This window comes from Selenomonas sp. AB3002 (genome assembly GCF_000702545.1).
GTDB lineage: Bacteria > Bacillota > Negativicutes > Selenomonadales > Selenomonadaceae > Selenomonas_B > Selenomonas_B ruminantium_A.
The window spans coordinates 273,594-295,564 of the sequence record NZ_JNIO01000008.1 but is presented as its reverse complement, the minus strand read 5'-3'; the positions used below and the strand labels follow the sequence as shown (position 1 = coordinate 295,564).

Genomic DNA, 21,971 nt, shown 5'->3' with positions numbered 1-21,971 from the left:
CTTGCTCACTCCTCTCAGCGGTGACGCCTGAAGGTGGGCGACGCCTCCAGATCCATCTTCCCTGCCACCGGGGGCAGATAATAGCCCTTTTCCTCTAAATCCTGATGCAGTATGCCCAATTCCTGGAAAATCCGCAAGGCCCGTTCAAAGGTATAAAGGGAGATATGCTCTCCTCTGGCAGCAAAGCCCGCAGCCAGCACCTCAGCCCCGCCGGGAATCCTGCCCTGCTGCTTCTGCAGCTCCATGAGATAGCGGTAAATCCCCGCCAAAGTCTCCCTTTCCGGGAAACGGCGTTCTTTTTGGGCCGGAGCCAGCGACTCTACGAAGCACTGAAGGCTCCTGCGCCCGTTCCACTCATTGATGGCAGGGGTGTAGACCATGTCCAGCTCCTCGGCATTGACAATGGGAGCCAGGTCACTGTGGTTCCAGTAAAGGGCCGTGACGGGCTGCCCCTCAATCCCCGCCTGGAAGCGCAAATGCTGCTTCTGGGCGCCGATAGCCTGAGCCTCGGTACCGCGCATATCCCGGCAGCCAAAGGCAGGCTTGGGATTGCCCATGCCGTAGGGCTCCAAAAGGGACAGTTCCTCTATCATCTGGAAGGTCACTTCATGGGGAGGCATCTCAAATTCCACTGTGACCTTGGGCACGTAGTCCTCTTCCCTTAAAGTCCTGCCTGCATAAGCCTGCAGGGCGCGGCGGAAATCATCTATCTTTTCCTCCTTGAGGGAAAGGCCAGCCGCCATCTCGTGACCGCCAAACTGCAGCAGCTCCTCCTTGCAGGCAGTGAGGGCTTCATACATGTGAAGCCCCTCAATGCTGCGGCAGGAGCCCTTGCAGACTCCATCCTCCTGAATGGAAAGCACCACTGTGGGCTTGTAATAAGCCTCCACCAGCCGGGAAGCCACAATGCCTATGACACCGGGATTCCACCCCCTGCCTGCCACCACAATGGCAGCCATATCCTCCGGGTCTTCCTCCCCTGCCTTAAGCTCTGCCATGGCAGCTGACAGGATCTCTGCCTCAATGGACTGGCGCTGACCGTTGAGGGCATCCAGTTCCTGAGCTAATTTCTCCGACATCTCCACATCTCTGGACAGAAGCAGCCGCACTCCATCCAGACCGCTGCCCAGCCGCCCGGCTGCATTGAGCCGGGGAGCCAGCATGAAGCCAATGTGGCCAGCAGTTATTTCCTTATCCTCAAGACCTGCAACTTCCACCAAAGCCCGCACGCCTAAGAAATCCGAATCCTGCAGTTTGGCCAGGCCTGCTTTGACAATCTTGCGGTTCTCCCCTACCAGTGGCACTATATCCGCCACGGTTCCCAGGGCAGCCAATTCCAGGTCCCCCTGAAAATCTTCCCCCTTCAGCCTCTGCCATAGTCCCTGACAGAGCTTGAAGGCCACACCTACCCCGGCCAGATTCTTGTCAGGATAGGGACAGTCAGCCCTATGGGGATTGACCACCGCCAAAGCAGGAGGCAGGACTTCCCCTGGCAGATGGTGGTCAGTGATGACAATATCCAGTATGCCTCCCATAGCCTTCACATCTTCCACGGAAGCAATGCCGCAATCCACAGAGACCAGGAGACCTGCCCCATTGTCGGCAATTTTCTCCAGAGCTTTCAGATTGAAGCCATAGCCTTCCTTTTTCCTGTCCGGTATATAATAGGCTGTCACAGCCCCCAGAGCACGAAGATTGTGCACCAAAAGAGAAGTGGCGGTCATACCATCCACATCATAGTCCCCATAAACCACGATTTTCTCTCTATCCCTGATAGCCCTGGCAATGCGCTCCACTGCCGCCTCCATGTCCTTCATCAGGAAGGGGTCGTGAAAGGGCATCTTCTCCGGGTGCAGGAAAGTCTCTGCCTCCGCCGCCGTCCTGAAGCCTCTGTGCCAGAGGGCCTGAGCAGTGAGCTCCGTCACATCCAGCTCCCGGGCCAGCTTTTGGGCCTCAGGCACCGCCTCGTATCTTTTCCATTCTTTCAGCATATCTTACTCCTAAATTTTTCTTTACCATTACAAAATTCGTGAGAAATGCAAAAAATCCTTTTCTTTCCCTGGGCTGAAACCAAAGAAAATGAAAATTAGTTTCAGCCTATGGAAAGAAAAGGAGCCCGCCCTCAAGGGCATGGGCTCCGTGGATAACTTATTATTTAGCCTCGGCAGGCTGGGCTACGCGCTTCTTCTCAGCCCTGTTGCGCAGGGTGATCCAGATGGGGCTGGCAATGAAGATGGAAGAATAGCAGCCGGAAGCAAAGCCCACCAGCAGGGCAAAGGCAAAGTCCTTGGTGGTCTCGCCGCCGAAGAAATACAGAGCCGCCGTGGTGAACATGACCGTGAACACGGTATAAAGGGAACGGGTCAGGGTCTGGTAGACAGAGGTGTTCACCAGCTGGTTCACATCCCCGCCCCGGCGGAAGTGCAGGCGCAGGTTCTCGCGGATGCGGTCGAAGATAACGATGGTATCGTTGATGGAATAACCCACGATGGTCAAAAGCGCCGCAATAAAGGAAGAGTCAATCTGCCGCTGGGTGAAGGAGAACACCGCCAGCACGATGAGGATATCGTGTACCAGGGCCAGCACTGCGGCAATACCGAAGCGGAACTCGAAGCGGTAAGCCACATAGGCAATGATCAGGGCCCAGGAAACCACCAGGGCCATGACGGCATTGGTGATGAGCTCGCCACCGATGGTGGCGCCCACCTTTTCCTCCCGAAGCACCGTATAGGAACCAACCTGCTCCTTGACGCTGGCCATGACAGCCTTGCGCTCCTCTTCCTCCATGTCGGAGGTGCGGATCATGACATTCTCACCCTCGGTGACACCGCTCTCAGCCCCGGAGAGCTGGATGGTGCTGCCCTCCAGGCCGTAGGGCGTCAGGCTCTGGCGCACCTGGGCGATGGTCACGGGCTGGTCGAATTTCAAATCGATGATGGTACCGCCAGTGAAGTCGATACCGAAGTTGAAGCCTCTCACAGCCATGCAGAAGAGGCCGGGGATGATTACCAGGGCAGAGATGAGGAACCAGATTTTCCTATGCCCTGCAATATCAAACTTAGGCATTGGCAGTATCCTCCTTCTGTCCGGGACGTTTATCCATCAGCATGTAGCCGTTGGCGCCATAGGCGTTGGCATTGGTGGAAATCTTGGAATCAATCATGAGCTTCAGCATGTAGCGGGTCAGGGTGATAGCCGTCAGCATGGACAGCAGGGTACCAAGGCCCAAAGTGATGGCGAAGCCGCGAATGGTGCCTGTGCCAAGGAAGAACAGCACCATGGCTGCAATGATCGTGGTGATATTGGAGTCGAAGATGGTGGTGAAGGCACGCTCAAAACCGGCCTGCATGGACAGGCGCAGGGTCTTGCCGTTCAGCCTGTACTCCTCCTTGAAGTGCTCGAAAATCAGCACGTTGGCGTCAACTGCCATACCAATGGAGAGGATGATACCGGCCACACCGGGCAGAGTAAGGGTTGCATCCAAAAGGTAGAGCAGGCCCAGCAGCATCATGGTATAAGCCATCAGGGCAATGTCAGCAATGAAGCCGGAAAGACGATAAAACAGGATCATGAACACCAGCACCGCCCCCAGGCCTACAGCAAAGGCGAAGGCGGACTTGTCCTTGGAATCCTGTCCCAGGGACGGGCCCACCGTGCGGGTCTCTATGATATTGACCTTAACGGGCAGGGCACCGCTGCGGAGCACCACAGCCAGGTTCTGTGCCTCTTCCAGGGTCTTCTGGCCGGTGATCTCAGCCTTGCCCCCCAGGATGGGCTCGCGGACATTGGGCGCCGTCAGCACCTCGCCGTCCAGCAGGATGGCAATGGTGCGGCCCACGTTCTTCATGGTGAGGTCAGCGAACTTCTTGGCACCCTCGTCAGAGAAGGTGAGGTTGACCACATTCTGCCCCGTCTGCTGGTTGGTGGCAGCCTGGGCATCCTGCAGATCGGTACCGTTCAGCACCGTATTGCCTTCCTCATCCTTGAATTCCAGCATGGCGGTCTTGCCGATGGTCTTGATGGCCGCATCCGGGTCATTGACGCCGGGCAGCTCGATGATGACGCGGCGCTCGCCCTCACGCTGGATGATGGGCTCAGTGAGGCCCAGCGCATTGACGCGCTTCTCCATGATGGTGATGACGCGGTTCATAGCATCGTCATTTACCTGGGCAATGTCTGTGTCCTCAGCCTCCAGCACCACATGGGTGCCGCCCTGGAGGTCAAGGCCCTGGCGGATGGAGAAGGCCAGGGGCTTCACGAAAGCCAGGAACAGCGCCACTATAGCTATGACGCAGCCCAAGAGCTTCATAAGGCTTTCTTTCTGCAAAAGATTTCAATCCCTTCTAAGTTATTTCGGCTTTTAGGCCGAAGCCTTGCAGGAAGCGTGTTCCTGCTGGTAGTTCTCGACAAACTCTATGACTTTCTGCCTGACGGCAGCGGCATCAAGTTCATCGGTCTGTATGTAAAGGTCCGCATGGGCCTTGGCATCAGCCAGGCGCTTGTGCTGGGTGACCAGGCGGTCCTCCCCCCAGTAAACCAGCCGCCGCTTGTGAATGGCAGGCAGGGTGGCATCAATCATGACCAGGATATCAGGATTCTTCTTGGCCCAGAAGTTATGGACACAGGAATGCTCCTGAGCTACGTTGTAAGCATCGTAACCAGCCTCTTTAAGGCCCGCCACCAGGGTGGTCTTGCCGCTGGCACACACTCCGACAATGGCAATCTTCATATCCGGCACCTCTTTCAAAAAGGAGACCTCAATACGGATAGGTCACTTCAAACTGCTCAATCTTCGGCTCACTTGGAGAGCCGCCTGTAATGCCCATGACCACCACAGTCATATCGTCCGAGGCCTTTTCCTGATCTAAGGACAGGGCATATTCCATGATGCTCTTGGCAATGTAGGCTGCATCCTCCGGACCGTTCTTGCGGACAATCTCCAGGATCTTCTCAAAGTCAGCCGCCTGGCCTGTGCGCTTGCGGCCCGCATGGGCAATGCCATCGGTGTAGCTCACTACCACCAGCCCCGGAGTCAGGGGAAGCTCGTACATGAGGGGCTTCATGTGGCGGTTCACGCCAATGGGGCTCACGTCCTCATCATACACCGTCTCATATTCCTCAGTCTTTACGATGACAGGACAGTTGGAGTTCCGGCTGATGACCAGAGTCTCCGTATCCAAGTCTGCGCTGAGGACTGTCAGGGTACAGGACACCTTCTTGTCCTTCATGGCGTAGAGGTAGTCATGCACGGCCCTGGCCACAGCCCCGTCCCGGGCTCCGTCAGAAATCAGGGACACGGCCTTGTTCACCACCCAGCTGCTGGTATGGTGAGCCGCCAGTCCGTTGCCCTGGCCATCAGCGATGATGGCAGAAATGCCCCCGTGGGGACGCTCCGCAATATCGCAGGAATCACCGCAGATGCCCGTGGCATACTTGGCGGTCTTGGCAAGTCCAATTTTTACTTCCATAAAAATCACACCCTATCCTCCGCGGGGTCATTCACTGCCCCCTGCGGCAATCTATGAAGCGGGTCTCGGTGATGATGGCCTCCACCCGCTGGTCATGCGCTTCCATGGGTATTTCCTCTGCCAGCTGGCAGTCAAAGCAAAGAGCGATGCGGCGGGCCTGTGGCTCCCTTTCGGACAGGAACCTGTCATAGAAGCCCGCTCCCATTCCCAGTCTTGAGCCATCGCGGCCGAAGGCTGCTCCTGGCACCACTATCAGGTCCAAAGAGCCGGGAGGAAGCATCTCCCTTCCCTCCTCCGCCACGGTAAGAATGCCATAGGCACCTTCCGTCAGGTCTTCCAGAGCTTTCAGCCTCACGGCCCCCATCAGCCCCTTGGAGATAACGTAGGGAAGAGCCAAAAGCTTGCCTACATTCAAGCTGTGCTCAAGCAGGCCCTGCAGCTGCACCTCATCTGCCATGGAGGCATACGCCATCACAGCACGAGCCTGTTGATAAGCTTCAAGCTCAAACAGCCTGGCTATAATAGCCTCAGAAGCCTTTTGCCGATATTCAGCGGACAGGCTACGCCGGGCCTTGAGGATTCCTTTTCTCAGCGCCCCCTTGTCCACTGCCATCTCAGGCCTCGCTCTCCGTCACAGAAGCAATGGCTGACCTGGCCGCCTTGATCTCCACCTGATTGGCAATCTTCAGGCGGACACTCTTTTCATTCAGGGCCGTGATCACTCCGTAGATGCCACCGATAGTAACTACCTCATCGCCAGCCTTCAGGCTGTCAAGCATAGCCTGACGGCGCTTCTGTTCATTCTTCTGGGGCCTGTACAGGAGGAAGTAAAACACCGCCACCATAACGAAGATAGGCCCCCAGGTGCCAATGGCCGCCAACATATCAGGACTCAATAGAAACACTCCTTTTATTTATTCCCCCGCGGATTATAATTCTCCAGGAACTCTGCTCTGAAGGCCGGGAACCTGTCCTCCAGGATGGCTGTGCGCATGCGGCGCACGAACTCTTCCAGGAAGTAGAGATTGTGCAGGGACAGGAGCCGCAGGCCGAAGATCTCCCCTGCCCTCACCAGATGGCGGATATAGGCCCGGGTGTAGCCATTGCGGCAGGCATAGCAGCCGCAACCCTCTTCCAGCACATTGTGGTCATGGGTGAAGTTGGAGTTCTTCATCACCAGGCGGCCGTGCCAGGTCATGGCCATGCCGTTGCGTGCCACCCGGGTGGGATAGACGCAGTCAAACATGTCAATGCCCCGGGCCACGCCCTCCACCAGATGATCAGGCGTGCCCACACCCATGAGGTAGCGGGCCTTGTCCTTGGGCAGATGGGCCGTGGAATACTCCAGCATCTCATACATGAGTTCCTTGGGCTCGCCTACAGAAAGGCCGCCCACGGCATAGCCGGGGAAGTCAAGGGCCGTCATTTCCTTGGCGTGCCACTCACGCAGGTCCTTGTACATGCCCCCCTGGACAATGCCGAAAAGCCCCTGATTTGGAGCTGTCATGGCAGCCTGGCAACGCTTGGCCCAGCGCAGGGTGCGCTCCGTGGAGCGCTTGGCATACTCATAGTCCGCCGGATAAGGCACACATTCGTCAAAGGCCATGACAATGTCAGAGCCCAGGCACATCTGCACCTCCATGGACACCTCAGGCGAGAGGAACTTCCTGGAACCATCCAGATGGGAACGGAAGGTTACACCTTCTTCAGTGATTTTCCGAAGCTCACCCAAGCTGAAGACCTGGAAGCCGCCGCTATCCGTAAGGATAGCCCCATCCCAGTGCATGAACTTGTGCAGCCCCCCGGCCTCCTTAACCAGCTCCATGCCAGGGCGCAGGAAGAGGTGGTAGGTATTGGAAAGGATAATCCCCGCCCCCAGGTCCTTCAGTTCCTCGGGAGAAACCCCCTTCACCGTAGCCTGAGTGCCCACAGGCATGAAGATAGGCGTAGGAAAAGAGCCATGGGGAGTATGGATGATACCCGCACGGGCACCAGTGGTCTCATCCTGCTTGATGAGCTCATAGGTAATCGCAGCCAAATAAAAACCTCCATTAGTCGTATGAAATTGATACAATCACATTTTACCCCCATTTTCAAACGTTTCAGGGGTTGCAAATGCCTCTTCCAAAAAGGAAGGGGGTTGCATCGTTTGCGAGTATCGTGAAGCCTTGTAACGACTAGGTTTCCAGCCATATATGGTATGCCATCTAAGCAGCAGTCGCTCACACCTTCTCTTACCTGAGACTCCGCTTGAACTCACATAGCTATCATTTTACCATAAAATAAGAAAGTAAGACAAGAAAATTGGCACGGGAACAAAGCCCGTGCCATCATCATCCACCTATATGTATTTCTGCCCCATCCTTGAAAGTCACGCTGATATCGTCCTTGTTATAAACAGTCATGAAGTCTACCAGCGTTCCCCATAGACCTTCATCAAACTCAGTCAGCCGTTTTGACTGCGATTCCAGAGCTTTTGCAAAAGCATCCAGCCGTTCTGCCTTGGCATGCCGTTCCTTGATGGATTTTTCCGCTGCTGTGTGTCTGGCTTTGACGGCGTCGTAGCGGCTGACCAGTTCATTGTACCGCTTTTGGTAGTCCGTTTGATCCTGGACAATGCGGGCATTTTCGCTGATGATTTTTTGCATCATATCGGAGAGCATCTGGAGTTCCTCCATCAGATTCTGGCTTTCACCTTCCAATTCTGACGTATCGCAAATCTGCTCCTGAACCAGACGGAGGTTGCCCAGTATATCATCCTTGCCCTTCAGCAACCGATTCACCGCCTTGATGAAGGCCTCCTTGATTTCTGCCTCAACCAAGTGTGGCGTGGAGCATTTCTTTCCGCCGTCAAACTTGTGGTTGCACTGATAGACCACCTTCCGATACTTATCTGTGCTGTGCCAAACCTTGGTACCAAACCAATGCCCACACTCGCCGCATTTGATTCTGTTGGAGAAGATGGTCACGCCGCTATATCTCCTGCTACTCTTACGCCGCTCAATCTCTGCCTGTACAAGGTCAAAGGTAGCTGGCGGTATGATAGGCTCATGGTTGCCCGTCACGTAATACTGGGGAATTTCTCCCTCATTCCTTTTTCTTTTCTTGGCAAGGAAGTCTATGGTAAAACTCTTCTGAAGCAGTGCATCTCCTTTCATTTTTTCACTGGTTAGGATATGCTTCACACTACCTGGATGCCAGATTTCCTTCCCCCCTGGCGATTTTATGCCTTTATCCATCAATATCTTCGCTATAGCCTGGTAGGACAATCCTGTAAGAAACAGCTTATATATGAACTTGACCGTCTTGGCCTGCTCTGGATTAATGACCAGATTGCCATCTTCCCCCCTGTCATAGCCAAGGAAATGCTTGAATGGGATGCTTACCTTGCCATCGGCAAAACGTTTCCGATGCCCCCAAGTTGTATTTTCGGATATGCTCCGTGCCTCTTCCTGACTTATGGATGAGAGGACAGTGATGAGCAGTTCCCCGGCTGAATCAAGCGTCCAGATTCCCTCTTTTTCAAAGTACACCTCCACCCCACTTGCCTTCAGCTTTCGTATCGTTGTAAGGCAGTCCACGGTGTTTCTGGCAAAACGAGACACAGATTTTGTGATTATCAGCTGGATTTTGCCAGCCAGGGCATCCTTAATCATCTGGGTGAATCCCTCACGCTTCTTGGTGGAGGTGCCTGTCACGCCTTCGTCCGTGTATATCCCAACAAACTCCCAGTCCTCTCGCTCCCTGATATATTTAGTGTAGTAATCCACCTGTGCGGCATAGCTGGATATCTGGTCTTCATTATCCGTGCTGACACGAGCATAACCTGCTACCTTCCGCTTTGCATGGCTTGCTATGGGCGCAGAGGTGAATTTGTTGATTGTCGCAGGTATGGTCGTTACTTTTCTTGCCACCATCATCACCCTCTCTTTTCCTTCCGTCCTGGGTTTCGGCATGATTTTGTAAGGACTTGTCCATCCTTGATGTGGAATTCCAACCTCTCCCGCTGGGGCACGTTGATGAAATCCACCTGCTTAAGAAACGTTTCCTCATCAAACTCTGCTCCCCCCAGCACTTCAGCACATATCCTTTTTATTTCAGCCTGATTGATAATCCATCTGACGGGGCATTTTCTTTTCTTGGGCTGGTGTACCCAATATTCGTTCTTTGTGCTTCTGTAGGTATGGTAAACATAGTTATGCCCGCAGAACGGACACTTAATTTTCATAGTGAAGCAGGATTTGTGGGTAGAACTCCTCCCTCTCCGTCTGCCAAGTTCTCTTTGCACAAGGTCAAATGTTTCTTTGTCCACAAGGGCTTCATGGGTATTTTCTACCCAGTACCGGTTGCACTCCCCATTGTTCTTCCTGACCTTGTGTGTAAGGGGATTCTCTACATAGTATTTTTGCAAGAGCAAATTGCCTGTGTAGATGACGTTTTGGAGAATATACCTAAGGCTGGGAGCGCTCCAACGGTATCCTTCTCTGGTGGTTATTCCGTCATCAGAGAGTTCCTTGCCAATCTCTGCCACGGATTTGCCAACAAGAACCTCTTGAAATATACGCTTCACCACAGCGGCTTCTTCTGGAACCACCAGCAGCTGGTCCCCTTCCCATTTGTATCCGTAGAGATTGAAACGTGCATGGGGCAGTCCTTGTTCAAACCGCTTTCTTTTAGCCCACTTCACATTTTCCGAGTTATTGACACTCTCCTCCTGTGCGAAACTTGCCAAAATGGACAGCATGACCTCGCCGGATGAGGTCAAAGAGCTTATATGCTCCTTCTCAAACCGCACTTCTACGCCAAGGACCTTAAGATGTCGCACTGTGGAAAGCAGGTCAACCGTGTTTCTGGCAAAGCGGCTGATGGATTTTGTAAGGATGATTTCCACCTTACCCACCTCGCAGTCGGCAAGCAGGCGCTGAAACTCATCACGCTTGTCAATGCTGGTGCCGGAGATGAAGCTGTCAGCGTACACCCCGGCGTACTCCCATTCAGGATTCTTCTGTATAAGCTGGCTGTAATAACTGACCTGTGCAGACAAGGAATGGTTCAGTCTATCTGATTCAGCAGATACTCGTGCATAGGCAGCTACCAGCTTCTTCCGCTTAATCTGCGGTACCTTTGGCTCTATCCGCTCTATCTTCTTCATTGGCGCCCCTCCTTTCCCTACTATATATCACTCTACTCGGAACTTAAGTCAACGCTATGTCAGCGAATAATGTGCCCAGCAACGGATGATATTTCTCACGCATCAAATGCTCTGCCTCAGCATAGTCCCCTTGGTTGATGATGCCTTTATCCAAGAGGGATCGGAACATTCTCATGGAAGACTGGTACCGCGCCTCCCTAAGAAGCAGCTCATGAGACATTGGCTTTACCGAACCTTTCTGCGATGTAGCAGTCATGAGAGCAATACTTCTGACTGCCCCTGCCATGAAAGGACTTCCCGCAATGAGCACAGACTGCGTTGGCCTTCATCAGCCCAGTGTGATGGTTCCACCATTTGATGCGGCAGGCATCAGAGCAGAACTTCTTTACCTTCCGACCATATGACTGAACAATCGGCTTACCACATTCAAGGCAGACAATCTGAGATTTTCTGACCACCAGCTTATTCCTTATGCAATAAGATTTGACTGTGTTGATGGAAAGCGACATACGCTCTGCTATACTTCCATAACCCAGACCACTTGCCCGTAGTTCAGCCACAGTTTCTTTTTCTATATCTGTCATAAACTCCGACCTCCTCATATTCCAGTCAAAGAATTTACACTTTTTTTAACCCCTAAAACAAAAAATCCACCGCAGATAATCCGCAGTGGATGATAACTTCCCTATTCACTTGTCCTTAAGCTGCCTCATCACTGCAGTCAGCTTATCCGGTACCGGCAACCCGATCTGGGCAGCATTCTCCACGATGGAGATGCCCTCGTTGGCACAGTAGAAGAAGATGACTGCCGTCCTCAGCATACTGCCTGCGTCCAGTACATTGGCATCAAGAAGATTGGCTATGCCCACCAGGCAGAATATCATCACCTTTTGGCAGATGCCTCTGAACCCCACGGAGCTTGAAAGCCGCTTTTCCACTATGGCGCAAAGCACACCCGTAATGTAATCCACCACCACGAAGGTGATGAGGACGGTCACCAGCCCATCCATGTTGCCTAAGAAATCCCCCAGGACAGCACCAACACCCGCTGCCCAGCATCTAATATGTTCCATCTAGTTCTTCCCCCTTAACCCATTTTGCTCGATTCTTCATGGTATGCAGACGGCTGTTATGCACGTTGTAAGATAGGAATTCCTTCTTGCCGCCTTTCAGCAGGTAAAGATAATCCCCCATCGTCATCAGCCATGATTTCTTTTTTATCTGCCCAAGCCTTATAGGCCGCCCTACAGAGAAATCGGACTCATATATCAGCTTCTTTTTCGGAGAATACAGCTTACCTGGAAACGGATTCATCCATTCATCCCGCAGTACCTTGGTTTTTGGCACCACCTTGGTTCCTTCTATGTAGTAACCATCAGGCAATGGCAGAGTAAACTCACCTGCATAAACACGGTAGCGATAACGTTCAGGAACGAAGTCAACGTCCAATCCCCTCACCGTCATGGCCCATAGTGGCTGGCTGCCCTCCGGCGTGACCATCACCCACATATATGAGGTAAACTCCACAAGGTAGCCTATGTCAGCCTCACCATCTTCTCGCCAGTTTATGCCGTCCATGTGGCAGCCGTGGGCATAGCAGTTCAGCAAGTAACAATAGGCATCTTTTGATTCGTACCAGCCATTTTCCAAAGTGCAGTAGTTCCAATAAATTTCATCCATTGTTTCTCCTACACCAGATAGGGGCGTTTCAATGACTGCAGCCTCCTCGTAAGCGTAGTCATAGCAATAGCTACTATATTCACTAAGGTTGACAGGTTGCTCCATAAGACCATTCTTCGTGATGCCAGGCTGGCCGTCCAGATTCTCATAGGTATCACCTTCTCCGTGGTCGGTAAAGCTATATTCCCCCCACAGCAGAGCATACTTATCGCCTTGTTCATCCAGATACACGTCCAACACATTGCCATCAGCGAAAGAGAAATTACTGCCCTGGCTTGCCATCAGTGAATGCCGCTGCCCTTTCTCATGCTCGGTTATCTTGCCCTTATGATAAAGCGCTCTGGTGCCATTACCCATAAGAAGCGGCACATACGGCTCACTAGCACTTATGATGGGAGCCGCCTCACCGCCCTCGTAGACATTGCCATAAATACATCTGCCGTCAGTCCAGACAAAATCCCCCACCACAACATCCTTGTTGCCGATGATATTCAGCCACTTACCATTGGCCTGTGCCCTAAGACCGCTGACTGCTGTCACTCTCGCCCTGCGCATTCCATCACGCTCCCACGATAACAGCACGGCCTGTTTTCGTCATCTGCACCCAAACAACACTGCCCGGTTCCGTATGGCACTCCACTGCCGTCGTGAAGGGATAGGCACGGTTACCGATGCACACTTTATCTCCCCGGATAATCCCTCGCTGCGCCTGCCCCATGCCCTTATTGGCTTTGGCTGCTCTACCGACCACTCTGGCCAGCCCCTCTACACCATTCATCCGTACCACCTCACAAGTCTTATGCTCTGCCGAAGGCTTCTGGGCGTGATCTTTACCTGATTGCTCACCAGAAAATACTCATTGCCATCCAGCCGTATTCTCTCCGTAAAATCCAGAATATGTCTTATTGTGGCATGTCCCTTTACCACGGGGCTGACAATATCCAGGCTGACTTCTTCCTGCCGCTTGCGGTTCAGCCACTCAATCTCATGGGTGAGCTTACGCAGGAAGTCATCGCCTGTCACGGGAAATTCGGTATCGAAAAGCGCCTGTCCCTTGAATTTGTTATCATCGTCGTCATCAAAACCATAATCGCTGCCAAGGCTTCTGTTACATGCATTGATGGTAAACTGGCTGGATTTGCCGCCGGGCTTGCCCTGGGAAATATTGCTCCCCTGAAACTCACCATCTTCATACACCGTGGTGGAGTACCAGCCGTAGCCTATAGGGGCGTGATATGTTATCCTCGTGGTGAAGTTCTGATTGAGCCAATCCTTCCAGTCATTGCGATCATGGGGCGCTTCCCCCTCTTTTTGCGTGGCGTCCGTGGTTTTCTCCGTTTCTTTGAACAGATAGATGTCATTAGATGTCTTGGCGTATGTATATATTGTCTGCACCGTGGAGCCATCCGGGTTATGCGTCCGCTTTTCCGTAAGGTACAAGTCATTGTCATAGGTGTACTCCGTAAAGCTACCATTTGTTTCTTCCTCCGTAAGCAGGCCGCTCAAATAGTGGCGGGTAATACCCTCGATGCCAATGGTGCCGGTAAAGGGCATAGGTTTGTAATCCTCATCACTCCTTGCCCTGTCCCAGCCTTCCGTAGTGGCGCTGTCCCAAATCGAGCGGATGAGTTTACGATTGATGGTGGGCATGGTATGGGGCCAGTCAGAGATGTCTGTTACCGTTCCTTCATGACCACGCTGGATAATATGGAGCGTCCTGCCACGGATAAACACGTTAATCTGCCGCTGGGGCAGTTTGCTTGTCCAGGAAAAAAGCGACGAGATAAAGTCCTGATAGGTCATGCCGGACAGGCTGTAGTTCTGTGATGGCGTGAAATTCTCGATGCGCAAATCCAGGTTCAACCCCAATGCACCTGCAATTCTGCTGGCATAATAGGAACAGTCTGCCTCCGTCACCTCAATATTGATGGGCATATAGAGAAGGCGGTCTAAGGGGTACATCCCCTTCACTGTCTGCGATCTGCCTTGCTGGCTGGTTTCCTCAACCTGAAAATCACAGTCAAAGTCCAGGAGCCGTCCCTGCACAGCCGATTCGATATCTAGTGGGCTGATGGTCTCCATTTGAAAAGTGTCAGCCAGCGTCCGTTCATTGAGCGAAAGCGTTACGGATTGGATACCGGAGATACTCTGCTGTGGAATATCGTCTATGCCACCAGTGTCCTCCGCCCCCTTATTGGCATCTATGGCAAATTGGTATGGCAGGATAATAACGGTATCTGCCTTGGCTATTTCCCACTTGTACAGGTCACGCTCCACACCAGCTTCAGCTTGGGATATACGGGCAACTTGCCTTGCTGTATCTGCGATTGCTGCCTGCAGAGGAGAATTTACTGTACGCTCGGTCATGGCAAGGACAACTTCGGACTTGACCACATGTCTCAGGGCACTCAGCATGGCAGATTCGGCTTTAGAAACACACCTCTCCGCTTTTGCTCTTGCCACCTGTGATGCCTGCAAGTTTCGCTCTGCATCTGCCAACAGAGAATTCACCCTTGACAGTCTTCGGATAGCATCTGCCGAAGCTTTCTCATCAGCGTAGATTTCACGTATTGTGCCGGTGCTTGCCCCCTGCAGAGCAGAAATGATCTGCCTACAGGCATCTGCAACCACCTCGTTGGTACACATCGTCTCTCTCGATGAATCAGCTACGCCATGAACAGATACACCAAGGCAACGACAGGTTTCAGCATTAACCGTTTCATAGCTGCATTCCCAGCGCTTGGTATCAGCCATGACACAAGTTTCTCTGATGACATTCCTCCTGCCATCAGCCCTGGCTATATTTTCTGCGGCCAGTTTACGCTCCGCATCGGCAGAAGCTGTCACTATATGTTCCGGCTGTATAATGCTGACAAGCATTTTCTGTGGCTTAAACGCTATGCTGCCAGTAATTATGGCTGAGGCAACAGGACGCAAGCCTTTTAGTTCAATACTCATAATGACCTGTACCCCAGCTTTTTCCCTGCCATATCTGCCAGCGTGATGTTCTCTATCGGTAGCCCCAAAATGGTCTGACCATCACCTGTGGGCAGTGAAAAACTGCCAATGTTCTGCTCCGTTCCATCCTCTGCTTGCAGATACTCTTCAAGTTTTGTCAGTAAATCACCGTTCGTGTACGCCTTTTCTGCCTGAAAGCCAATTCCTGTAACCAGCGAATCTCCGCCATATTTCTTTATCAGAGTATCCGCATTTAGAGCATACTGCAAAACCTGCCCCGCCTTTGTTGACGAGTAGCCGCCGGATTCCATTTCGTCCATGGTCACATCTGCCAGCGTCACAGGAAGTTCGATAACGTGCTCACGAATATCTATCGGCTCATCGGATATAATCAAGTTCGACCAGTGTCCCTTGCCATCTGCGGCATAAATGACCAGTTCTATGGTCTTGTTAGTCCAACTGGTATTAAGGACACTTGTGCCATTAATGATGGCTTCACATTTTTTACCGTCAAAATGGAGCAGAACTTCATTTAGGGCATTTGTCTTTACTATTGCATCATTTTTAACTCTGCATGAGATATTCCAAGAGCCGTCAGCATAGCCCCCCTTCCATGTAGTAGAATCATTGGTGCTAAAGACTGCTCCCGTAAAATATCCTGTCCCTGCCCCTATATAACAAGTCGTGTAGGTTTGTGAAGCACTGTAAAGCCAAAGAGAAGCTTTGATGTACAGTTCCTTATCCAAGGTCAGAAGATAAACGCATGTCTTCCCCTTATTTACATAAAAAGAAGCATTTGCATAAGGATTGCCAGTTTCTTCCTGTACAGCCAAGTCAGTATTTCTCTCCAACCAGGATACATAGCCAGGATTCATGTATCTCATCAGTCTGCCCCCTTTATGCCACCACAACCTTCCCCACTGCTTCGATGCTGACGCTGGTATCCTTCTGCGGTGGCTCATCCTCTGAACTCATGGCCTTTGCCCAGAAAATAACATTCCCGTTAGACACGTCTGCCAGAGTGATTTTATCCTTCCAGGTTGCACCATCTAAAGCCGCTTTGCTGTCGGCAAAATTGCCGTCCGCTGCCAGTTTCCACTTAGCTGAACTCGTCCCCTTAAGACTGACTGTCACCTCGCCGTCAATCTTGTAGCCCTCGTCACATCTGACAGCGCATTTCACCGCCGCTGATTCTGCTTTGCTGGCATCGAGGGTGACGGAGATAGGCGTAAGTCCCGTGCCGCTTGAAGCCTCCGTACCATCTGTTTTCCCTGCCGTGGGATTGTTCGTATAGATATGCAGCTGATTTGCCATTTGCTAAACCCTCCAAAATTCAAGATTCACTTTATAGCAACGTGGAAAGTGATTCACATAGCTGTAACCCTTCACCACCACTCGCATCTTCGTATGAATGATACCTGCCTCGTCCTTGACGCTGACGAGAGTACGGTCATTCCATAGCTTTTTCACAACGTCCCAATCTTCCTTAAGAAAATCTGCCGTACAACTGTATTTGTCACCACTCTCCAAATGCCCAAAGTCCTGTACCACCGTGCCACCCACGACCTCAACAGTCTGCTGGCGGTCATCCGGGAGCACGCTCCAACTCTCTACGGACAGCGAACGGTGGCCGTCAACCTCAATATGCAAGTTCACCACTCCCCAATGCCTGCTCCACCACAGGCGTTATCTTATCTGCTACCTGGTCAGCAAGCCGGCTCATGCTCTCGCTGTCCTGAGTGACAGCAGTATCGATATTCACCTGAATTTCCAAATGCGGCGAATTCGTGACATTCTGCTGGGGAGCCAGATTGGCTTCATTCTGAATGGCAGCCGATGAACCGAGCTTGTCCATCTGCTCCCGCATGCCCTGCATTTCTGTCTGCATATTGCCCATAACCTCATCGTATGAATAATCTCGACCTCCCATGCTCATATGAAAACTCTGGCGCATCTGCTCCTGCTCGGCAGCTATAGCAACCGGATCACGAAAGTTTGGCAGCAGGTTTTCCAGCATATCCTTCCGCGCACGTTGAAATCCCTCCAACTGCTGCGGTGTCATCTGCAAATCTTCCATAGTGAAGCCGTGTGCTCGTTTGTAATACTCGGCTAAACCTTGCTGACCGCCCTCCAGATACGCCTTAAATTCCTCTTTCTGCGCCTGCAGTACCTGTAGTGCCGCATTCCTTTTGGCATCAAGCTTTTCTTTTTCAGCCCATTGCGTCGCCTTGACTTCATCCAGCCCTTTTTGTATCCAAGCCTGTTTCTCTCGCTCGATATCGTCAAGGCGGTTTTGTAGCTCCGTCTTCCATACGGAGTTGATTTTTGAAGAAATTTCATTTTCCCACTGCTCCCTAACCTTGGCCTTGCTGGCCTCTGCCCACTGGACTGCACTGACCTCGTCCAGCCCCTTCTGCCGATAAGCTGCCGCTTCTCGGTCGATATTAGCCAGCTGATTCTGTAAATCGGTACGATAGACCGCCTGGGTGCTGTCCACCACATTCCGCTGGAAGTCCTCATAGACTTTGGCCTGCTTTGCCAGCTTGTACTCATCCAGCAGCTTGGCATCGACACCCTTCTCCTGCAATTCCTTAATCTCACGATTGACGGAATGCAGGGAGTTTTCCAGTTCGTTATGAGTAAGTTCATACAGAGATTCCGTCAGCTGGGCATTTGCCTTGGTGGCTTCTTCCGTAGCCTTGGCAGCTTTCTTCTCTGCAGCGGCGCGGGAAAGGCTGGCCTTGGTGTTCTTGTCCTGGGCATCCTTGTTTTTCTCTGCCTCTACAGCCGCCTGTTTCTCAGCCTGGGCTTTTTCCTGCAAAGCCTTCTGCTCTTCCAAGTATGCCTTGTACTCATCGCCATAGATTTGGTCGAGGATGGCACCGCCGATGAAAGGTACACCAGCTAATGGCGCGGCTGCGGTGTGATTCTCTATCAGCCACTTATTGGCCTTGATATGCTCAGAAACCTTATGAAACTGCTCACCAACGAACACCAAGGCTTCTGCCACGGTCTTCAATGCCCAGGCCCAGCCGGAGATTGCGTCCTTGATGGTGTCCTTGTTGGACTGGATTTCCTCTACCAGCCCTTTGAAGCCCTCAGTGACCTCTGGCAGAAGTTCCGTAGACAGGGGAAGCAACGCCGTCCCGATGGCAGATTTAAGCTGACCGACCTCCATTTCCATGGCCTTCCACTGGAGCCAGGTCTTGTGGCTCTCCTCAGGGTTCAATAATCCTGTGGTTTTTACTTTCCCCGCCACTTCCATCAGCTCGTCATACTGCTCCAGAAGCGGAATCAGCGCCGCACCTCTGGCACCAAGGACTTCAGCGGTAAAGGCTTCTTCCTGCCCTGCCTCCATGGCATTTTTGTAGCCCTTTGCCAACTGCTCCAACTGCTCATTCAGCGGTAGCAGATTCCCGGACTGGTCGAGGATGGACATCCCAAACCGTTCCATGGCCTGGGTGGTGGCATTCCCAGTTACCCCAGCAAGTTCCACCTGCTTGTCCAGTCTGGCAATAAGAGGGATGATAGCTGACACATCCATCCCTGCCAGTTGGAAGGTACGGTTCAGCTTGCCCGCCTCAGCAGCCGTGGTATGGAGCCTTTTGGTCAGTCGGTATAGATTCTCGCCTGACTCCATGGCACCTTTGGTAAGGCTGAACAAACCTGCACCCGTTGAAAATATAGCCAGCACCGCAGCCGCCTTGCTGGACAACATTGTGAAACCGTTGGACAGGCTGGTAATACCACCCTGTGCTCTGGCAAGCCCCGCCGTCATAGCCGAGCCAAAAGTTCCTGCCTTGCCAGAGGTCTGCGTGATGGTGCCCCCCAGCTTATTCATCTCCGCATTGAGTTTGCGGACTTCTGCCTCGGTCTGAGCAACTATTTTTTGCTGTCTCAGCAGATTGGTCTGAGCACGCTGAGCCACCTCGCTGTCATTGCCGTTGGTCTTTTGCGCATCTTTCAGAACTGCAGCCAGGATCTCTTCCTTCTGCCGCTGTATATCTAACTGCCTGTTGATGGCCTCATGCTTGACCTTCAGCTTGTCCAGTTCCGAGCCCACACCCTCCAGCTTTGCCAGGTCAACGTCCATCTTCAGCTTTATCTGGTTAGTCTTGGTATTCAGCCTGGACACTGCCTGGGATACAGTCTTCCCAGCCGTGTCAAAGTCCAGTTGGAGCCGGGCAATATCCAGGCCAAGGCTTATATACAGTTCATCTATCTGCTGTCCACGCTTTGCCATCTGCCCACCTCCTACAGGACATCATCAATGTATTTCTGACTGCGTCTGCCATCCGTCAGGCTCAAAACTGCCAGCTGATCAAGAAGGAAATCTATGTCATGGCCATCAACCTCCTGCATCGTCCAGCCATAAGCACTCTGTAACCTTTCATAGTAGAGCAATAAATTCTGGTACGGAGACAGGTCTACTCCCCTGTCTCCGTTTCCCCGTTTGGGAGATTCACCAGCTTGGCAAAGGTCTGTGCCTGTAGCCACTGGAAAAGCTCCCGTGCCATTGGGACCACATCGGCGATTTCAAGATTATCCTCCACAGACTCTGTGGTGACCTCCGGCTGATTGAAGGCCAAAACAATAAGGGCAACATGAGCCGCGAGGAAATCCTCCACGGTCATCTTGCCCTTGTCCTTGTCGAAGAAAGCCAGGAACTCCCGCCACACCTTCATCTTTGGCGGGGCTGGCTGGATGATTTTGCCGTTGATTTTAAGCTGTGGTGTATCCATCTAAACCGCCCCCCTCAGACACCTGAATACCAGTTGGCAGCAGTCTCAGCCTCAAAGCCTGTGCTCTCAGTGTCAGCAAAAGTATAAGCATTGCCATCCGACAGGCGATAGATTGCCTTGGCGGTGAGTGTCGGCGTCTGATAGGAAATATTTGCTTCCTTGGTAGCTCCCTTCACAGAAGGCTCGGCGAATACAACTTTGAAAAATTTTGTGTACCTCCGGCTGCCGTTCCGCTTATCTGACTGGAACATCACGGCAAAGTAGGGAGCCACATCGTCCTTATTGGCTACCATTACGCCGTTCTCGCACTTATGCCCCAGAAGATAAGCTACATACTCCAAGGGCAGAGCCGATGTGTCAAAGGTCAGCTCGTAGGAAGCCGTATTATTTGCCGTATCGATGGACTGCCCATCCGCATACAATTCGGCACTGCTATTGGACGGCTTGATGTCTATACTGCGGAGTACCTTGCCCAAATCCACGGGAGTGTCATAGGCAGCCTCACCCCCAGCTTCATCCGTAAGCAGCTTGGCCACATGAAGCCGCTGTACATTGATAAACTGCCCGCTTGCCAGCCGACTGGCCGGTTTCAACTCTGCCATTACTCATCAACTCCTGTTCCTGCTACAAAATCTACACAATAAACAAAAACATCCTTCTCTGCCGTTTCCAGCGACTGTTTGCGCATAAAGCCCAATCCCACCATGACTTTGCGGACAGCATCGTAGATGTGCTCATAATGCCCATCCTTGGTGAGAATATGAATCCTCACAGTCACCCGCCGCTCCATCTCCTCGCCATCTGCAACCAGAGCTGGGACATCCGAAATGACGTTGTAAACGATGATAGGATAGCTGCCAGCATTGGGACTTACTCCGGGATAAATACACCTGCGGAGCCTGTCCTTCACAAGCAACGACGTCAACTCCTTGTTTGTTGCCAACGCCTTATACACTTTTTCCTTGATATTCATCTTTTCCGCACCGCCTCTCGTACTGCTTCGATTATCAGCTTCTTGACCGTTTCCCGCTGGGCATCCAATGCCGGATACATAAAGGGCTTGTTGATGGCCGGGCTGAACTCCACCAGCTTGCCATAGAAAATGCCATCATGAGATAGAGCATCTGCGATGATTTTGTACTTGGCACCGCCCTTCATCTTTTCCGCATGAATTGAATTCTTCAACGCCCCCTTGACCACTCGCCTATCGTTACCAGTATAGACAGGGCACCTCTCCTTGGCCTCTTTCATGACCAACTCCACGCCCTCTGCCAGGGCAGACTTGGCAGCCTTAGTGGCCTCATCCCCTAATTCCCGCAGAATCTCCTCTGAGGATTGCCAGCCTTTAGCCATCCTCCACCAGCTCCCTCGCTTCTATAACGGTGTATTTACGCAAACCGTCCATCCCATAAGGTGGAGCCGACAGTACAAGTGTTTTGCCCAGCCACCGAAGGACATCTGTTACCTGGATATCTTCCCGGTACCGAATTACCACTCGGTAACTCACCTCATCCACCTTCTCAGCATAGCCGTCCGAGATTTTCGTGGCATAGGGCAGCACCTTGGCCCAGACAGCAGCTATCTCTGTCCAGCCCTGCTCGATAAGATTTCCTTCTTCGTCTACCGTAGTCAAAGGTCGCAGGATTCTTATCCGGTGCCTAAGTTCGCTCAGAGATACATACATCAGAACCCCTCCCGGCGTATGCCCATCAGCAGGGAACGGAGCGTCATGGTCAATGCCTTGTGGTCAGCCTCGTCCCGGTGCTCGTAAAGATAACCCAAAGCATAAAGAACTGCTATCTTGGCAACTGCTCCACAGGCCTTGTATTCCTCCGGCTCCAGCCTTGCCACGTCAATGCATATTTGCTCCGCTGACCGCAGGAGTTTGCGGACTATATCATCCTCGTCATTAGTGTCAATGCGAAGGTATTTCTTTGCCTTCGGCAGAGTAACAATCAATTGAACCGCCCC

Annotated in this window: 25 protein-coding genes; all 25 read right to left on the bottom strand. The window is 52.3% G+C overall.

What is annotated here, in order from left to right:
- Window positions 1–14: 14 nt before the first annotated feature.
- The 25 genes from recJ to P159_RS0108835 all read right to left on the bottom strand — a co-directional run bounded on the left by recJ (window position 15) and on the right by P159_RS0108835 (window position 21,959).
- The gene (recJ, locus tag P159_RS0108960; RefSeq protein ID WP_029543359.1) at window positions 15–1,991 is read right to left on the bottom strand and encodes a single-stranded-DNA-specific exonuclease RecJ; all 1,977 of its coding nucleotides are present in this window, start codon (window positions 1,989–1,991) and stop codon (window positions 15–17) included.
- Window positions 1,992–2,151: 160 nt separating this feature from the next.
- Window positions 2,152–3,066, bottom strand: a complete 915-nt coding sequence (secF, locus tag P159_RS0108955; RefSeq protein ID WP_029543358.1) for a protein translocase subunit SecF — start codon at window positions 3,064–3,066, stop codon at window positions 2,152–2,154.
- Entirely contained in the window at window positions 3,059–4,309 is a 1,251-nt protein-coding gene (gene secD / locus P159_RS0108950) for a protein translocase subunit SecD (protein ID WP_029543357.1), read from the bottom strand. The genes secF and secD overlap by 8 nt, the downstream gene beginning before the upstream one ends.
- Before the next feature lie 51 nt (window positions 4,310–4,360).
- Window positions 4,361–4,729 (bottom strand): hypothetical protein, encoded by a 369-nt coding sequence (locus P159_RS0108945; protein ID WP_029543355.1) that lies wholly within the window; start codon window positions 4,727–4,729, stop codon window positions 4,361–4,363.
- A 28-nt stretch (window positions 4,730–4,757) separates the two neighbouring features.
- Complete coding sequence (locus tag P159_RS0108940; protein ID WP_029543351.1) at window positions 4,758–5,468, bottom strand: PP2C family protein-serine/threonine phosphatase; 711 nt, start codon at window positions 5,466–5,468, stop codon at window positions 4,758–4,760.
- A 31-nt stretch (window positions 5,469–5,499) separates the two neighbouring features.
- Window positions 5,500–6,081 carry a 5-formyltetrahydrofolate cyclo-ligase gene (locus P159_RS0108935; RefSeq protein ID WP_029543350.1) on the bottom strand — a complete coding sequence of 194 codons (582 nt, stop codon included), beginning with the start codon at window positions 6,079–6,081 and terminating at the stop codon, window positions 5,500–5,502.
- Between the two features lies 1 nt (window position 6,082).
- Window positions 6,083–6,364 carry a preprotein translocase subunit YajC gene (gene yajC, locus P159_RS0108930; RefSeq protein ID WP_185753685.1) on the bottom strand — a complete coding sequence of 94 codons (282 nt, stop codon included), beginning with the start codon at window positions 6,362–6,364 and terminating at the stop codon, window positions 6,083–6,085.
- A 14-nt stretch (window positions 6,365–6,378) separates the two neighbouring features.
- A complete protein-coding gene (gene tgt, locus P159_RS0108925) occupies window positions 6,379–7,506 on the bottom strand; it encodes a tRNA guanosine(34) transglycosylase Tgt (RefSeq protein WP_029543341.1) in 1,128 nt (375 codons plus the stop codon).
- A gap of 295 nt (window positions 7,507–7,801) precedes the next feature.
- Window positions 7,802–9,388: a recombinase family protein gene (locus P159_RS0108920; RefSeq protein WP_318253549.1), complete on the bottom strand. Its 1,587-nt coding sequence runs from the start codon at window positions 9,386–9,388 to the stop codon at window positions 7,802–7,804.
- A complete protein-coding gene (locus P159_RS0108915; RefSeq protein WP_051650266.1) occupies window positions 9,388–10,620 on the bottom strand; it encodes a recombinase family protein in 1,233 nt (410 codons plus the stop codon). The genes P159_RS0108920 and P159_RS0108915 overlap by 1 nt, the downstream gene beginning before the upstream one ends.
- A 209-nt stretch (window positions 10,621–10,829) precedes the next feature.
- Window positions 10,830–11,204 (bottom strand): hypothetical protein, encoded by a 375-nt coding sequence (locus P159_RS19945; protein ID WP_037377039.1) that lies wholly within the window; start codon window positions 11,202–11,204, stop codon window positions 10,830–10,832.
- Window positions 11,205–11,309: 105 nt separating this feature from the next.
- A complete protein-coding gene (locus tag P159_RS0108905) occupies window positions 11,310–11,693 on the bottom strand; it encodes a phage holin family protein (RefSeq protein WP_029543335.1) in 384 nt (127 codons plus the stop codon).
- Complete coding sequence (locus P159_RS0108900; protein ID WP_029543334.1) at window positions 11,680–12,855, bottom strand: hypothetical protein; 1,176 nt, start codon at window positions 12,853–12,855, stop codon at window positions 11,680–11,682. The genes P159_RS0108905 and P159_RS0108900 overlap by 14 nt, the downstream gene beginning before the upstream one ends.
- 4 nt (window positions 12,856–12,859) lie before the next feature.
- On the bottom strand, window positions 12,860–13,078 hold the full coding sequence (locus tag P159_RS0108895; protein ID WP_029543332.1) for a hypothetical protein: 219 nt from the start codon (window positions 13,076–13,078) through the stop codon (window positions 12,860–12,862).
- On the bottom strand, window positions 13,075–15,258 hold the full coding sequence (locus tag P159_RS19395; protein ID WP_051650264.1) for a hypothetical protein: 2,184 nt from the start codon (window positions 15,256–15,258) through the stop codon (window positions 13,075–13,077). The genes P159_RS0108895 and P159_RS19395 overlap by 4 nt, the downstream gene beginning before the upstream one ends.
- Complete coding sequence (locus P159_RS0108885) at window positions 15,255–16,142, bottom strand: hypothetical protein (RefSeq protein ID WP_029543326.1); 888 nt, start codon at window positions 16,140–16,142, stop codon at window positions 15,255–15,257. Before P159_RS0108885 ends, P159_RS19395 begins: the two co-directional genes overlap by 4 nt.
- A 13-nt stretch (window positions 16,143–16,155) precedes the next feature.
- On the bottom strand, window positions 16,156–16,572 hold the full coding sequence (locus tag P159_RS0108880) for a hypothetical protein (RefSeq protein WP_029543324.1): 417 nt from the start codon (window positions 16,570–16,572) through the stop codon (window positions 16,156–16,158).
- A 3-nt stretch (window positions 16,573–16,575) separates the two neighbouring features.
- Complete coding sequence (locus tag P159_RS0108875) at window positions 16,576–16,914, bottom strand: phosphoribosylformylglycinamidine cyclo-ligase (protein ID WP_318253633.1); 339 nt, start codon at window positions 16,912–16,914, stop codon at window positions 16,576–16,578.
- The gene (locus tag P159_RS0108870; protein ID WP_029543321.1) at window positions 16,898–19,501 is read right to left on the bottom strand and encodes a hypothetical protein; all 2,604 of its coding nucleotides are present in this window, start codon (window positions 19,499–19,501) and stop codon (window positions 16,898–16,900) included. The genes P159_RS0108875 and P159_RS0108870 overlap by 17 nt, the downstream gene beginning before the upstream one ends.
- Window positions 19,502–19,685: 184 nt before the next feature.
- Window positions 19,686–20,000 carry a hypothetical protein gene (locus P159_RS0108860; protein ID WP_029543319.1) on the bottom strand — a complete coding sequence of 105 codons (315 nt, stop codon included), beginning with the start codon at window positions 19,998–20,000 and terminating at the stop codon, window positions 19,686–19,688.
- Between the two features lie 14 nt (window positions 20,001–20,014).
- Complete coding sequence (locus P159_RS0108855; RefSeq protein WP_029543317.1) at window positions 20,015–20,602, bottom strand: major tail protein; 588 nt, start codon at window positions 20,600–20,602, stop codon at window positions 20,015–20,017.
- Entirely contained in the window at window positions 20,602–20,973 is a 372-nt protein-coding gene (locus P159_RS0108850) for a DUF3168 domain-containing protein (RefSeq protein WP_029543315.1), read from the bottom strand. The genes P159_RS0108855 and P159_RS0108850 overlap by 1 nt, the downstream gene beginning before the upstream one ends.
- On the bottom strand, window positions 20,970–21,353 hold the full coding sequence (locus P159_RS0108845; protein WP_029543313.1) for an HK97-gp10 family putative phage morphogenesis protein: 384 nt from the start codon (window positions 21,351–21,353) through the stop codon (window positions 20,970–20,972). The genes P159_RS0108850 and P159_RS0108845 overlap by 4 nt, the downstream gene beginning before the upstream one ends.
- On the bottom strand, window positions 21,346–21,684 hold the full coding sequence (locus P159_RS0108840) for a head-tail adaptor protein (protein WP_029543307.1): 339 nt from the start codon (window positions 21,682–21,684) through the stop codon (window positions 21,346–21,348). The genes P159_RS0108845 and P159_RS0108840 overlap by 8 nt, the downstream gene beginning before the upstream one ends.
- Window positions 21,684–21,959 carry a head-tail connector protein gene (locus tag P159_RS0108835; RefSeq protein ID WP_029543306.1) on the bottom strand — a complete coding sequence of 92 codons (276 nt, stop codon included), beginning with the start codon at window positions 21,957–21,959 and terminating at the stop codon, window positions 21,684–21,686. The genes P159_RS0108840 and P159_RS0108835 overlap by 1 nt, the downstream gene beginning before the upstream one ends.
- Window positions 21,960–21,971: the final 12 nt, after the last annotated feature.

Excerpts from the sequence above, each read along its gene's own strand:
- P159_RS0108940 (WP_029543351.1), bottom strand. The coding sequence starts at position 5,468 with ATGGAAGTAAAAATTGGACTTGCCAAGACCGCCAAGTATGCCACGGGC.
- P159_RS0108840 (WP_029543307.1), bottom strand. The coding sequence starts at position 21,684 with ATGTATGTATCTCTGAGCGAACTTAGGCACCGGATAAGAATCCTGCGA.
- P159_RS0108915 (WP_051650266.1), bottom strand. The coding sequence starts at position 10,620 with ATGAAGAAGATAGAGCGGATAGAGCCAAAGGTACCGCAGATTAAGCGG.
- P159_RS0108845 (WP_029543313.1), bottom strand. The coding sequence starts at position 21,353 with ATGGCTAAAGGCTGGCAATCCTCAGAGGAGATTCTGCGGGAATTAGGG.
- P159_RS19945 (WP_037377039.1), bottom strand. The coding sequence starts at position 11,204 with ATGACAGATATAGAAAAAGAAACTGTGGCTGAACTACGGGCAAGTGGT.
- P159_RS0108905 (WP_029543335.1), bottom strand. The coding sequence starts at position 11,693 with ATGGAACATATTAGATGCTGGGCAGCGGGTGTTGGTGCTGTCCTGGGG.
- recJ (WP_029543359.1), bottom strand. The coding sequence starts at position 1,991 with ATGCTGAAAGAATGGAAAAGATACGAGGCGGTGCCTGAGGCCCAAAAG.
- P159_RS19395 (WP_051650264.1), bottom strand. The coding sequence starts at position 15,258 with ATGAGTATTGAACTAAAAGGCTTGCGTCCTGTTGCCTCAGCCATAATT.
- P159_RS0108895 (WP_029543332.1), bottom strand. The coding sequence starts at position 13,078 with ATGAATGGTGTAGAGGGGCTGGCCAGAGTGGTCGGTAGAGCAGCCAAA.
- secD (WP_029543357.1), bottom strand. The coding sequence starts at position 4,309 with ATGAAGCTCTTGGGCTGCGTCATAGCTATAGTGGCGCTGTTCCTGGCT.
- P159_RS0108935 (WP_029543350.1), bottom strand. The coding sequence starts at position 6,081 with ATGGCAGTGGACAAGGGGGCGCTGAGAAAAGGAATCCTCAAGGCCCGG.
- P159_RS0108850 (WP_029543315.1), bottom strand. The coding sequence starts at position 20,973 with ATGAATATCAAGGAAAAAGTGTATAAGGCGTTGGCAACAAACAAGGAG.
- P159_RS0108945 (WP_029543355.1), bottom strand. The coding sequence starts at position 4,729 with ATGAAGATTGCCATTGTCGGAGTGTGTGCCAGCGGCAAGACCACCCTG.
- secF (WP_029543358.1), bottom strand. The coding sequence starts at position 3,066 with ATGCCTAAGTTTGATATTGCAGGGCATAGGAAAATCTGGTTCCTCATC.
- P159_RS0108870 (WP_029543321.1), bottom strand. The coding sequence starts at position 19,501 with ATGGCAAAGCGTGGACAGCAGATAGATGAACTGTATATAAGCCTTGGC.
- P159_RS0108920 (WP_318253549.1), bottom strand. The coding sequence starts at position 9,388 with ATGATGGTGGCAAGAAAAGTAACGACCATACCTGCGACAATCAACAAA.
- P159_RS0108860 (WP_029543319.1), bottom strand. The coding sequence starts at position 20,000 with ATGGATACACCACAGCTTAAAATCAACGGCAAAATCATCCAGCCAGCC.
- P159_RS0108885 (WP_029543326.1), bottom strand. The coding sequence starts at position 16,142 with ATGAGATACATGAATCCTGGCTATGTATCCTGGTTGGAGAGAAATACT.
- P159_RS0108855 (WP_029543317.1), bottom strand. The coding sequence starts at position 20,602 with ATGGCAGAGTTGAAACCGGCCAGTCGGCTGGCAAGCGGGCAGTTTATC.
- P159_RS0108900 (WP_029543334.1), bottom strand. The coding sequence starts at position 12,855 with ATGCGCAGGGCGAGAGTGACAGCAGTCAGCGGTCTTAGGGCACAGGCC.
- P159_RS0108880 (WP_029543324.1), bottom strand. The coding sequence starts at position 16,572 with ATGGCAAATCAGCTGCATATCTATACGAACAATCCCACGGCAGGGAAA.